This window comes from Pseudoalteromonas sp. NSLLW218 (genome assembly GCF_015864775.1).
In the GTDB taxonomy this organism is placed as follows: domain Bacteria; phylum Pseudomonadota; class Gammaproteobacteria; order Enterobacterales; family Alteromonadaceae; genus Pseudoalteromonas.
The window spans coordinates 129,860-143,727 of the sequence record NZ_JADYWO010000001.1 but is presented as its reverse complement, the minus strand read 5'-3'; the positions used below and the strand labels follow the sequence as shown (position 1 = coordinate 143,727).

Annotated in this window: 9 protein-coding genes; 3 read left to right on the top strand and 6 right to left on the bottom strand. The window is 39.4% G+C overall.

From position 1 onward, the window contains the following. Positions 1-130: 130 nt before the first annotated feature. Positions 131-2,170: an oligopeptidase A gene (gene prlC, locus I6E80_RS00585; protein ID WP_165742886.1), complete on the bottom strand. Its 2,040-nt coding sequence runs from the start codon at positions 2,168-2,170 to the stop codon at positions 131-133. An 86-nt stretch (positions 2,171-2,256) separates the two neighbouring features. Next, positions 2,257-2,931, bottom strand: coding sequence for a DUF2461 domain-containing protein (locus I6E80_RS00580; protein WP_076925402.1), 675 nt, complete (start codon positions 2,929-2,931; stop codon positions 2,257-2,259). A gap of 78 nt (positions 2,932-3,009) precedes the next feature. Between I6E80_RS00580 and gorA the strand changes: the two genes are divergently transcribed. The 3 genes from gorA (at position 3,010) to I6E80_RS00565 (ending at position 6,212) form a co-directional block, all read left to right on the top strand. Further along, complete coding sequence (gorA, locus tag I6E80_RS00575) at positions 3,010-4,371, top strand: glutathione-disulfide reductase (protein WP_024598037.1); 1,362 nt, start codon at positions 3,010-3,012, stop codon at positions 4,369-4,371. 264 nt (positions 4,372-4,635) lie between these two features. Beyond that, positions 4,636-5,268 carry a hypothetical protein gene (locus tag I6E80_RS00570; RefSeq protein WP_197184520.1) on the top strand — a complete coding sequence of 211 codons (633 nt, stop codon included), beginning with the start codon at positions 4,636-4,638 and terminating at the stop codon, positions 5,266-5,268. 107 nt (positions 5,269-5,375) lie between these two features. Continuing rightward, a complete protein-coding gene (locus I6E80_RS00565) occupies positions 5,376-6,212 on the top strand; it encodes a mechanosensitive ion channel family protein (RefSeq protein WP_010553762.1) in 837 nt (278 codons plus the stop codon). Between the two features lie 54 nt (positions 6,213-6,266). Here I6E80_RS00565 and tldD read toward each other — a convergent pair whose 3' ends face one another. The 4 genes from tldD to rng are packed head-to-tail and all read right to left on the bottom strand — an operon-like array spanning position 6,267 to position 13,868. Next, positions 6,267-7,706, bottom strand: a complete 1,440-nt coding sequence (tldD, locus tag I6E80_RS00560; protein WP_024589854.1) for a metalloprotease TldD — start codon at positions 7,704-7,706, stop codon at positions 6,267-6,269. Further along, the gene (locus tag I6E80_RS00555) at positions 7,703-8,542 is read right to left on the bottom strand and encodes a carbon-nitrogen hydrolase family protein (RefSeq protein WP_197184519.1); all 840 of its coding nucleotides are present in this window, start codon (positions 8,540-8,542) and stop codon (positions 7,703-7,705) included. The genes tldD and I6E80_RS00555 overlap by 4 nt, the downstream gene beginning before the upstream one ends. Continuing rightward, positions 8,539-12,396 (bottom strand): YhdP family protein, encoded by a 3,858-nt coding sequence (locus I6E80_RS00550; RefSeq protein WP_197184518.1) that lies wholly within the window; start codon positions 12,394-12,396, stop codon positions 8,539-8,541. The genes I6E80_RS00555 and I6E80_RS00550 overlap by 4 nt, the downstream gene beginning before the upstream one ends. Continuing rightward, complete coding sequence (gene rng / locus I6E80_RS00545; RefSeq protein WP_007586345.1) at positions 12,396-13,868, bottom strand: ribonuclease G; 1,473 nt, start codon at positions 13,866-13,868, stop codon at positions 12,396-12,398. The genes I6E80_RS00550 and rng overlap by 1 nt, the downstream gene beginning before the upstream one ends.

Below are 13,868 nucleotides of genomic sequence, written 5' to 3'. Positions count from 1 at the left end.
CATTTTATTAGGTGTGCTAAAAGCATAGTACGGTAGGATGAAATTACTAAAAATTATTAGATAATAATTTTAAAATAATAAAAAAGCGCCATTAAGGCGCTTTAATTTGGTTTGTGCTAAATATTAATTTTTAAACAGCAATACCGCTATGGCGTAGTAACGCGTCGACATTTGGCTCACGACCACGAAACTTTTTAAATAATTCCATTGGCTCTTCGCTACCGCCTTTTTCTAAAATGTTTTGCATAAAGGCTTGCCCTGTTTCGGCGTTAAAAATACCTTCTTCTTCAAATTTAGAAAACGCATCAGCAGAAAGTACTTCAGCCCATTTATACGAGTAATAACCTGCACTATAACCGCCGGCAAAAATATGACTAAAACCATTTTGAAAACGGTTAAACTCAGGCGGTTTAACGATTGATGTGCGGCTACGTACATCGTTTAGTACTGCTTGAATTTGGCATTGCTCACCCACTTTGTAATCGTTATGGATTTTAAAGTCGAATAACGAAAACTCAATTTGACGTAGCATTTGTACGCCTGAGTTATAGTTTTTAGCAGCAAGTAACTTATCAAGTAACTCTTTAGGTAACGGCTCACCCGTTTCATAATGACCTGAAATAAAGCTCAGGGCTTCTTCGTCATAACACCAATTTTCTAAAAACTGACTAGGAAGCTCTACCGCATCCCATGCAACACCATTAATACCCGCAACAGGAGCAGCATCAACTTGTGTCAACATGTGGTGAATACCATGACCAAACTCATGAAATAAAGTAGTTACTTCGTCATGAGTAAACAGCGCCGGTTTATCGCCAACCGCCTTATTAAAGTTACACACTAAATAAGCCACTGGAGTTTGTAGTTCGCCGTTAGCACGTACTTTACGACCCATACAGTCATCCATCCACGCACCACCACGTTTGTGGTCGCGTGCATATAAATCTAGATAAAAGCGCCCACGAAGCGTATTGCTACTATCCACAATTTCAAAAAAGCGTACATCTTTATGATAAGTATCAAAATCAGTAACTTCTTTTACGCTAATACCAAATAAGCGATTAACGGTTTCGAATAATCCACTTAATACTTTATTTGCAGGGAAGTAAGGACGTAGTACTTCGTCTGAAATTGCATATTTTTCTTGCTTAAGCTTTTCGCTGTAGTAACCAAAATCCCATGCTTCTAATTCAGAAATACCGTGTTTTTGCTCAGCATACGCTTTTAGCTCGGCCACTTCTTGCTCTGCTTGTGGTTTTGATTTAGCCGCTAGGTCTTCTAAAAATGAGAATACTTGTTCTGGTGACTCTGCCATTTTAGTCGCGAGTGACTTTTCAGCGTAGCTGTTGAATCCTAGTAACTGTGCAAGTTCATGACGAAGCGCAAGCTCCTCTCTCATAATATCTGAGTTATCAAACTCACCGGCGTTAGGGCCTTGATCTGATGCGCGCGTAGAAAACGCAGTGTAGGTTTCTCTGCGTAGTTCGCGGTTATCTGCGTAAGCCATTATTGGTAAATATGATGGAAAATCGAGTGTAAATAACCAGCCATCTAATTCTTTACTTTTTGCGGTATCGGCTGCAAGTGCAAGAGCTGATTCTGGCAAGCCAGCTAAGTCGCTCTCATCAGTAATATGTTTGTGCCAAGCAAGTGTGGCATCCATTACGTTGTTGCCAAATTTTGAGGCAAGCTCAGATAAACGTGCGCTTATTTCACCATAGCGTTTTTGTTGTTCTGGCGCTAAAGCAATACCCGATAATTTAAAATCACGCAGCGCATTAGTAATTGTTTTCTGCTGTGCTGTAGTCAGCGTTTTAAATTCGTCGCTGTTATAAAGCGTATTATACGCGTTGTATAAACCTTGATGCTGACCTACAAATGTTGAATATTCAGATATTAACGGTAAGCACTGCTCGTAAGCTTCACGTAATTCGTCGTTATTCATTACTGAATTTAAATGCGATACAGGGGAAAACATGCGCGATAATTTATCGTCAGCTTCTTCAAGGGGTAATACTAAGTCATCCCACGTGTACGAACCTTTAGCTAACACGTCATCAATGGCTTTACGACAAAGCTCAATACCGTCTTTTAGTGCGGGCACTACATACTCAGGCTTTATTTTTGAAAATGGTGGTAAGCCTTCAAGGCCAATTAGTGGGTTGCTCATAAATACTCTCTTTGCGTTAATGCATTACGTTTTAAATTGGGTCTAAAAGTAAAAAAACAACTCAACTGCTTTTAAGTTGTGTAATTTTAATAGGGTTGCTCCAGAGCAAAACACAAATAACCCATTAATGAATCAGCCACTTTATAACGCTCTAGTACCGTATCAACTAAATTATTGCTACATACTTGCTTTTGAGTCAGCGGGCTAATGGCTATAAAGTCTTTTCGCTTGAGCTCATTTATTAATGGGTGCTCTTTTTCAAAACCTCTTGGTGGGCGTTTTAGCGACTCTCCTGACATTTCAAAAATAGATTTAAATTGCTCATCATAAATTGCTTTTTTATAGCTATTTGGGTTTTCATCTATGCAGGTTCTGATTGCGTTAAGCGCCTTTGATTCTGGTCGCCAAATACCAGCACCTATAAAACATTCGTCATTTGCTAAATGAAAGTAAAAACCCGGGGCGTGTACGTTTTTTCCCATAAAATGGCGAAATTGAATCCCTACATTAATTTTATATGGGGTTTTATCTTTACTAAAACGCGCATCCTTATGGATTCTCATTAAACTACCGCCCACTTTTTTATCTGATGCGACAAAATGGCTAGAAACCTCAGTAAGTGGCGCTTGCATTTGCCTAATGAAATCTAAAGCAGGCTCTCTTACGTATTCCTCATACTGTGATTTATGGTCGTTAAACCAGTCTCTATTATTGTTTTGATCAAGCTGAGCAAGAAATTCGAATGTTTTTTTACTAAACATAGGTCACCTAAACACTCTTTATTTTTAAAACTTAATGTTATGCTAATGCGCATAAAACTCAACGCCTAAGGACATAAAATGACACAACACTTTGATTATATTGCAATCGGTGGTGGCAGTGGTGGTATTGCCTCTGCAAATAGAGCGGCAATGCGTGGCGCTAAAGTAGCACTTATTGAAGCAAAACACATGGGCGGTACGTGTGTAAACGTAGGCTGCGTACCTAAAAAAGTAATGTGGCACGGTGCTCAGGTTGCCGAAGCTATTAATTTATACGCCCCAGATTACGGCTTTAATGTTGAAGTTAAAGGCTTTGATTGGAGCAAGTTAGTAGAAAGCCGCGAAGCCTACATAGGCCGAATTCATAAAGGTTATGACAGTGGTCTTGCTAGCAATGGCGTTACTGTAATTAAAGGCTTTGCTAAATTTGTAGATAATAAAACAGTTGAAGTAAACGGCGAGCATTACACAGCCGATCACATATTAATTGCAGTAGGTGGGCGCCCAAGCATTCCGCATATTGAAGGTGCTGAGCACGGTATCGATTCTAATGGCTTTTTTGAATTAAAAGAGCAACCTAAACGCGTTGCAGTAATAGGCGCAGGTTATATAGCTGTAGAACTTGCTGGTGTATTACATGGTTTAGGTACTGAGACGCATTTATTTGTACGTAAGCATTCTCCGCTTCGTAACTTTGACCCGTACATAGTTGAAACGCTTGTTGATGTTATGGCTGCTGAAGGCCCTACTCTTCATACAGAATCTGTACCCCATAAATTAGTTAAAGAAGACGATGGCTCAGTAACGCTACATTTAGATAACGGCAAAAGCCATAACGTAGATCAGGTTATTTGGGCTATTGGCCGCGAGCCAACAACCAATGCTATTAACGTTGCTGCAGCTGGCGTAGAAGTAAACAGCAGTGGTTTTGTAAAAGTTGATGAGTATCAAAATACCACAGCTAAAAATGTATACGCGGTAGGCGATATAATCGAAAACGGTATTGAACTTACACCGGTAGCAGTTAAAGCAGGGCGTACTTTATCTGAGCGTTTATTTAATAAAGAACTCCCAGATGATTTAAAAATGGATTACAGCTTAGTTCCTACGGTTGTATTTAGTCATCCACCGATTGGTACTATTGGTTTAACTGAGCAAGAAGCTATTTCTCAGTATGGCGAAGAAAACGTTAAAATTTATCAATCTGGTTTTACGGCTATGTACACAGCGGTAACTAAACATCGCCAGCCTTGTAAAATGAAACTTGTATGTGCCGGCCCAGACGAAAAAGTAGTTGGCCTACATGGGATTGGTTTTGCGGTTGATGAAATGATTCAAGGTTTTGCAGTCGCCATGAAAATGGGCGCAACTAAAGCTGATTTTGATGCAGTTGTTGCTATTCACCCGACTGGCTCGGAAGAATTTGTAACGATGCGCTAGGCGCTAAACTCTAAGCGCTCAATTATAAAAAGCCCTTGCTAAGTAATTAGTAAGGGCTTTTTAATGCTTGTTATATTTTGCACAACAAACCACTTAAAACGTCACATTAAAAACATCCATTCAACATAAAATAAATATCTAAGCCATTATTTTAACAGCAAAAATTTTAGACCAATAAAAATATTAAAAGTTTAAATTTTGTTTTGGCTTTAAGGCATTTTTACAATTAGAATCTCGCGCATTTATAGTTTCTCTTGGTTATTTATGTTTTTACTGCGATCTTTTATTTATCTATTATGCCTAGCGGGTGTTGCTTATTTAATTCAACTAGAAGGCTTTGAATTAAAACAGTATGCACTTTACAGTGAAGAAACTCTTACTGAACATATGCAAGATGTTTTAACTTTTTTAAGCTGTATCTTGTTTTTATACGCTTCGCGAATTAACTTTCAACTCAAAATACCGGCAGTATTACTTGCTGCGTTATCGGCAATGATGTTTGTAAGAGAGTTTGATACCTACCTCGACTTATACTTTTTTGATGGCGCTTGGCAAAGTATCGTCTATTCAATTTTAGCTGGCGTGTTTGTTTATTTAATAACAAAGAGAGGAAGTATTTTTGACTCTTTAAAAGCCTATAGCCTCACTCCTAGTTATGGAATTTGCTTATCAGGCATGGTTACTTTACTCGCATTTTCGCGAATGATGGGCAAAGGTGCATTTTGGCATTCAGTAATGGGCGATGACTACGTACGTGCGGTAAAAAACATTGTTGAAGAGGGTATAGAAACGCTTGGCTATACTTTAATCTTTATTTCAGCCATTGAGTTTGTACTCATATGCCGAAAAAAAATGGCTAAAAATCACAAACATTGCACTGATGAAGTAACTCAATAGCGTCGCTCGATTTTTATTGGTTACTCTTTTTGCACTAAATTTGCTAATTGGTTTAATAAATCAATATACTTAGCCTGTTTTTATCAACTCGCGTTTAATTGGATATTATGACTAAAGATATATTGCTGCATCCGTTTCTTCTTTCAATTGTAATGATCACAATTGCATTTGTACTAAAAGTACTTGTTGATAAGCTCGCTAAAAATCGCGCAGAAAAAAAAGAAAAAGATATTCGCTACATCGCACACAATATTAAGCACTTTATTAATTTTGTAATGATGATATCGCTGCTATTTGTGTGGTCTACTGAAATTCAAAACTTTGCACTTTCTATTGCTGCTTTTGCTGTGGCGATTGTGCTTGCTACGCGCGAGTTTATTCAGTGTGTAATAGGCTTTTTTTACCTCGTAACAACTCGCCCGTTTAGAGTCGGTGATTGGATACAAGTAGGTGATTACTTTGGTGAAGTAGCTGAAACTGATTGGATAAAAACAACCATGCATGAAATTGATATACATACTTATCAATTTTCAAGAAAAACCATATACATACCTAATAATAAGCTGATTACCAGCTCTATTAAAAACTTAAACTTTGTAAAACGCTTTGTTACACATCATTTTATTATTGTTCGTCGAGAGAGCTTTAACCCGTACCCTATTCACGACACACTCACTGAACAAGCTAAACTGTACTGTGAAGAATTTCAAGAAGTAGCAAGTCGTTATAATTCAATGATTGAGCGTAAACTCGATGCAAAAATATCTGGTCCAGAGCCGGTAATTCACTTTGGTACAACCGATTTAGGTGAATTTAAAGCAAGCTTCACCTTGTTTTGTCCGACAGAAAAAGCGCTTGAGATAGAGCATAAATTAACAGAGTGCTTTTTTGCGTTATGGTATAAAGAAGCTGAAAAAAATAAAGAGGATGAAGGAGAAGTATAAACCCCGCCTTCATTAAAACAAAAAGCGCGAATTTACTTCGCGCTTGAGTAATATTTAAGCTGTACCACCGACCGTTAACTGATCAATTTTAAGGCTTGGTTGGCCTACGCCTACCGGTACGCTTTGACCATCTTTACCACAAACACCCACACCTTTATCAAGTGCTAAGTCGTTACCAACCATAGATATTTGCTGCATTACTTCTGGGCCATTACCAATAAGCGTTGCGCCTTTAATTGGTTGGGTAATTTTACCATTTTCGATTAAATACGCTTCTGATGCGCTAAATACGAACTTACCTGACGTGATATCAACTTGTCCGCCGCCAAAGTTAGGCGCAAATACACCTTTTTTAACTGAGCTGATAATATCAGCTTGGCTGTGCTCACCACCTAACATGTAAGTATTAGTCATGCGAGGCATTGGTAAATGTGCATACGACTCACGACGTGCGTTACCGGTAGGATTTACACCCATTAAACGCGCGTTTAGCTTATCTTGCATATAGCCTTTTAAAATACCGTTTTCGATGAGTACGTTGTAAGCGGCTGGTGTGCCTTCATCATCCACATTAAGTGAGCCACGGCGATCAGCCATTGTGCCATCATCAACCACAGTACACAGCTCAGATGCTACTTTTTGGCCCACTTTACCACTAAACGCAGACGCGCCTTTACGGTTAAAGTCGCCTTCAAGGCCATGCCCTACCGCTTCGTGTAAAAGTACGCCAGGCCAACCATTACCAAGTACAACTTCCATCGTGCCTGCAGGTGCATCAATAGCCTCAAGATTTACTTTAGCTTGGCGTACCGCTTCTTCTGCAAATTCCATCCAACGCGGTTTACCGTCAACAAGTTCTTTAAAGTAACCATAATCTAAACGTGCACCACCGCCTGCACCACCGCGTTCACGGCGACCATTTTTTTCAAGCAGTACTGAGCAGTTTAAACGAATAAGCGGGCGAATATCGGTGGCAAACGTACCATCACTTGCTGCGATTAATACTTCTTCGTATACCGCTGACATTGAACTAATTACTTGCTCTGCATCGGGTGCTAGTTCACGAATATAGTTTTCAAGTTCGCGTAATAAACTCACCTTGTCGGTATCGCTCATACTCGAGATTGGCTGATGCGGTGCAAACTGCTCTTTAGCTTTAACATCACTAAATACTTTAATCGCTCTATCTTCACCAGCATCTGCAATGCTACGAGCCGCTGTAGCCGCTTTATTAAGCGCTTCAAGATTTATTGCATCAGAGTAAGAAAAACCTGTTTTTTCGCCGCTTACAGCACGTACACCAACGCCGCGCTCGACGTTATAAGAGCCTTCTTTAACTAAGCCGTCTTCAAGCACCCATGATTCGTGGTGGCTAGATTGAAAATATAAATCGGCGTAATCCACTTTATGCTGATGTATATAAGCGAGCGTTTTTTCGAGCTCTTCTCTATTTAGCTGGCTGTCGTGTAGTAAATGCTGTTCAACCGAATTCATAATAAATGCTCTCTAAATCGTTGATGAGACTGCACGGGCATATCTCGTCTAATTTTTTGTAACTGGTCTAAGTCTGCGTTGCAACTTATAAAACCGGTGCCTGTTGGCAATTCACTCAGGATATTTCCCCAAGGTGAAATAATAATACTGTGGCCATATGTTTGTCGGCCATTTTCATGTGTACCGTGTTGAGCCGCTGCAACCACATAACATTGTGTTTCTATTGCGCGCGCTGTTAATAACGGCTGCCAGTGTGCTTGCCCTGTAGGGACTGTAAATGCACTTGGTACTAAAATAATATCGGCGCCTTGGCGCACTAGTTCGTTGAATAAGCCACTAAAGCGCAGATCATAACATACTGTTAAGCCTATTTTACCAAAGGGAGAATCAACAACAACCACATCGCTACCTGCTTGGGTAAAATCTGACTCTCGATAGCTACCTGTTTGATCATCCACGTTTACATCAAATAAATGTATTTTGTTATACGTTGCAACCAGCTCGCCTTGATTATTATATAAGTGCGATGCTGCGTAATATTTATGTTCGTTAAATGGCTCAGGTATTGTGCCTGCATTTAACCAAATATTATGGTGTTGGCACAATTCACTAAGTTGTAGTTTGTATCGCTCAACTTGCTTAGCAACCCGTAACGTATCGTTACCACTTTTACTAAACACTAAAAAAGCCTCAGGCAAACAAACAAGTAATGGCCTTGTTGTTGGGAGGGTTTTAAGGGCACGCTTTAAGCTTGCTAAGTTGTCATCAGGGTTTAGCCCTGAACACATTTGTAGGGCAACTATTGTGGGTGTGCTTATGCTTGCTGTTTTGTTCATTGCGTTACTGTTACTTGTGCATCTTTAAGCTTTAAATCGACTGATGCTTGTGGCTGATTTTGCGCAGCTTGCGGTAACGTAACTTCACGACTTTTTCTGTCGAGTTCTTGAACTATAGGATCGTTCATTTTACCCGTTACTTTAAAATTTATCTCTGAGATAACGCGTGCAGAGTGAATAACTTTATCAATTGCTAAGGCAGCAAGCCCTGTTACTGGATTTACCATCCATGCAACTATAACCGGAATGCTCGAGGTTACTTGTGGCGCTACAGCAAGGTCATAGTCTATATCTAGCGTATTTAAATTTGCGTAGCCTTTAATAGTTAAATCGGCGGGCACACCGTCCATTTTGGTATCTTTAGTGTAAGCGATACCTTCTTCTAGCTGCATAGAGCCTTGCATACTGTTATAAAAAAAGCCCTTTGAAAAGACATCTCTAAAATCAAGTTTTAGCTTACGTACTAATGAATCAAGGCTCAACAGCGAAAATACGCGTGCACCACCATCGCTTATTTCAGTTAAATGACCTTCGCCTAAATCCCAAATAACCTCACCACTTAACGTTTTCACATCAAAATCATAAGGAGCAGCTTGCCAAGTAAGATCATAATTTAAATCGGCTTTTGAGTCCTTAATTGCAGAGGTAATATCAAACTCACCAAACAATGCGCCTATGTCATCACTTTTAAGCTCGCCACTTAGCGTTGTTAAGCCATTTTGCCACTGCCCTTTAGTTCTCAGCACATGATCGCCTTTATCGACCACAAGCTCTGATATTGATAAGCGCTCGCCATCACCTAATAATGACGCACTCACTTTATCAAGTTGGTAGCGGTCAATTTTGCAATCACTACATTCAAACTCAATGGCAGGTATTTTAGTAAGCCAGCTCAAGTCTTCCTCGGGAAGTACATCTGTTATTTCAAGTGCTTGTTCATTGTGCGGTGCAAAATTAAGCCTTAAGTAATCGGCATTAATTCGTATTGGCTGGCTAGGCTGTGATGTAGGAATAAACACCCCAGCTCTAAGTTCTTTAGCATTTAGCTTTAGATATAAATCGTCTTTTGATGGTGCTAAACGCATTTCAAAGTCATTAAAAATGATGTTACTCGCATCAAGCATACCTATATTTGCGACCACCTCATTGAGCGGTGGCATAATCCCTTTTGATTTTTTATCTGGGTTTGCTTTACCCGCTTTAATTATTTGATCAATCAGATCAAACCAAGGCACTAATTCACTCTTTTCAAGATTTATATTTACGCTTAAATCTTTTTGGTTTAATCCTAAATCTTGTTTTCCGAGCACAAAATGGACATTGCTAAACTGTGATTTACCATTTTCTAAAATAGCATTAAAGTAAAACTGTTGATTAGCGTTTGCTGTAATGAGATTAGAAATGTCATCACCTTGTACAACTGCATCAAGCGCCCACACTTGTTCGCTATTTTTACTATAAGGTGCGGGTAAGTTGCTCGTTAAGCCAAGTAGTTCTGAGTTTACCTGTGCACGGTAATTAAAGCCTTGCTCGGTAAAATTAAGTACTAAGCCAATATCAACATCACTTTGCCCGCTTAAATAATTTTTTAATATACCTTGTCCACTATCTATTAGTGTATCGGCGTCAATTTGGGCGTTTATATCTATATTTGCTTGGTAATTTTTTGCATCACTTTTACTGCTGTAATTAATAGTTAGCGGCATGCCCAGCCACTGCGCAGTCGCATTTTCAAGTGTGATGTTGTCGTTTTTAAAATTAAGCTCGCCAGTTAAGTTTTTAAGCTCAATTCCTGGCGTTGCTATAAATACTGGCAAGTCATTTAAATTAACTTTACCACTAACACTGGCTCCGCCTTTAAATTTTGAGCCTACTAAAAGCTCAATACTGGCATCGGCTTCCCCTTTGCCCTGCACAACTTTAAAAATTTCAGCGAGAGGTTTGGCAATAGGTGTCGCTGCGAAAAAGTCATGTAACTTTTTCATTTGTGCTTTTTTATCAATTTGCACGATAAGTTCATCTGCATTCATTAAATCTGCAATGCTTACCTGTACACTATTACCAATATCTAAATTAACCAACTTACCTTGCTGGCTATATATATCCATACGCTCATTATCAAAATGTAGCTGTACATTGGCATTAGTGACCAAAGGCCAATCAGGATCAAACTCATAGGTTGCGTTGTCTATTTGCGCTAATACATTAAACTGACCGCTACCATCGGTGAATGGAAAACCAGATAAAGGTCCTGCAAATAAGACTTGTGCTTTAGACACTTCTCCGCCTTTAATTGCGCCATTTAAATAGCTAACGAGCTCAGGGCTCATAGCTTTTAATGGGAAGTAATGACCTGCAATGTTGGCATCTGGGGCGAACGCTTCAGCGTAAAGATCTAATCGAGGATCATCTGTTAGACTAATTTGTAATTCTGCAGCAAGAGTAACTTCATTATTATCAAACCATATATTGTCACTACTTATATGCCAGCCATCATCTCGTTTAGCTAAATCTAGCTCTACATTTAGCTGATTATAATTTATGTCGTTACTAAAGCTTTCGCCTGTAACTAATGTGCCGTTTTCACCAAATAAATTTATTCGACCACTACTTTGATTAAGTAAACCACTTACTCTAAGTCCTTGTGCTGCAGGTACCGACCTTAATTCTTGCCAACCAATATTGTCAGCCTCAAACCATAATTGCCATTGCTGTGCATTAGAAAAATTTAAATAAGCTTGATCTATTTGCCCGCTAGGTTGGCGCTCTAAAAATGGTTCAAGTGCATTAAAATTACTTAGCCCAGCTAGGTTACTCAGTAATTCAAAATCAACTTGATGGAGCCACACTTTATTTTGCGACCCTAGTTGAGCTTCAAACTCTAAACTTGGCCATGCTTTATCGTTACTATTAAATGTTAAACCGGTGCTTTTTAAGTGCCAGCTATTTTGTTCTGGATATAAATGGAATCCACCTTCACTCAGGCTGACTTGTTGGCTTTGCTCTTCTCGCTGCCAACGCACAAAGCTTGGTAGCCACTGCATTTTTATATCGCTTACAAGGCCTTTATCTAGTTTTAGCCACGCTTGTAAATTAATATCGCTATGCAGTTGTTGCTTTTGCGTATTTATATATTGTGCTAACCAGTTAGATACATCGACCTTATTAGCCTGCACATAAATGTCGCCCGCAACTTGCTCTAGGGTATCGCCAGTAAGTGCAATGCGCGCATCAAAGTCACCAACCGAAATACCCGGCAGTGCTAAGCTCCCACTGCCAAGATGTTGCTCATCTTCATTTTGCCAAACAATATTTTTGAGGAGTAACTTACGTTCTTTACCATCTTCTAGAACAAAGTTAATACTGGAATTTTCTATTGCAAAATGACCTGTTTTACCCAAAAACAGTTCTTCTATTAGCTCTTTTTGCTCAAAAGAGACTTCGTCGTTGTCAGCGGTTTTAAATAAGTTGGTGATATTTACACTGGTATGAAACCCATTAATAACAAAATAATTAGATCTAAGTTGCAGTGCTTTTAAGCTTTCCCATAAGTTTAGCTCTAAGCTGGTTTTAGCAATGGTGAGTGATATTGGCGCGGTTTCGTTATCTTTAAACGATAAATTCTCTAATACTAATGCAGGACCACTGCCCTGCCAACTAGCTGATATTTCACCGATAGATAAGCTTATTTCAAACTTTTCGTGTAAATAGCTTTCTATATTACCTTTGTATTCGTTTGCATACGGGAGGGTATATTTTAAAATTGAAACAATAACGGCCAGTAATACCAAAATTATGGCGCAGGTCTGCCATAACTTTCTAAAACAAAAAAAACAGACCGCTTTTGCTTTCATTACATCATTACCACATCAAACTGTTCTTGGCTGTATAAGCTCTCTGTTTGAATATTGACTTGCTTACCAATAAATAGTTCAAGCTCGGCAAGGTTATGATACTCATCGTTTAGTAGGGCTTCGCTCACAGCAGGCGCTGCATATACCATAAACTTATCGGCAGCGTATGCTCGGTTAACACGCACTATTTCACGTAGTATTTCGTAGCAAACCGTTTCAACTGTTTTTTGCGAACCACGACCAGAACACGCAGGGCATACATCACATAAAATATGCTCTAAGCTTTCGCGTGTACGTTTACGAGTCATTTCAACAAGCCCAAGCGCTGAAAGCCCATTAATATTCGTTTTAGTGCGATCTTTTGCGAGTGCCGATTCAAGTGAATGTAATACTCGGCGCTTATGATCCTCACTGACCATATCGATAAAGTCGATAATGATAATACCGCCTAAATTACGCAGCCTAAGCTGGCGCGCAATTGCAGAGGTTGCTTCTACGTTGGTATTAAAAATCGTTTCTTCTAGGTTACGATGTCCTACAAATGCACCAGTATTAACATCAACAGTCGTCATCGCTTCTGTTTGATCAATAATAATATAACCACCGGATTTGAGCGTAACTTTACGATGTAGTGCTTTTTGAATTTCGTTTTCAACGTCAAACAAATCAAATATAGGTCGCTCACCTGGGTAGTATTCGAGTACTTGAGACAGTTGTGGAACAAACTCTTCAGTAAATAACTTTAGCTCTTCATGAGTAAGTTTAGAGTCAACGCGAATGCGCTCCATATCTTCGCCTACGTAGTCACGTAGGGTTCTAAAGGCAAGCGTTAAGTCTTCATGTAGAATACTGGCTTTACTGGTTTTTTTGCGACGAGCTGTAATTTTTTCCCATAGTTTTCTTAAAAAACCGGCATCGTGTCGTAATTCTGCTTCGCTAGCGCCTTCGGCTGCTGTGCGAACAATAAAACTGCCATTTTCATCGCCATATTCTGCGACTATTTTTTTAAGGCGTGAGCGCTCTTCTTCAGTTTCAATACGCTGACTAACCCCTACGTGGGTCGCATCTGGCATAAACACTAAATAACGAGAAGGAATGGTAATATCAGTGGTAAGTCTTGCGCCTTTAGTGCCTAGCGGATCTTTTACCACTTGCACCATAATGTACTGGCCTTGACGAACTAACTCTCTAATATCTTGTACTTTTTTTATTGGTACGTCGTCTACACCTTCAACAATGGAGGCACTATTTACAATATCGGATGCATGCAAAAACGCCGCTTTTTCAAGGCCGATATCAACAAAAGCAGCCTGCATACCCGGAAGTACACGACTTATTTTTCCTAGGTAAATATTGCCTACAATACCTAGATTACCAATTCGCTCTAGCTGTATTTCTTGCAGTACACCGTTTTCTATTAGGGCAACACGGCTTTCGCTCGGTGTGACATTGATCAGTAATTCTGTACTCAT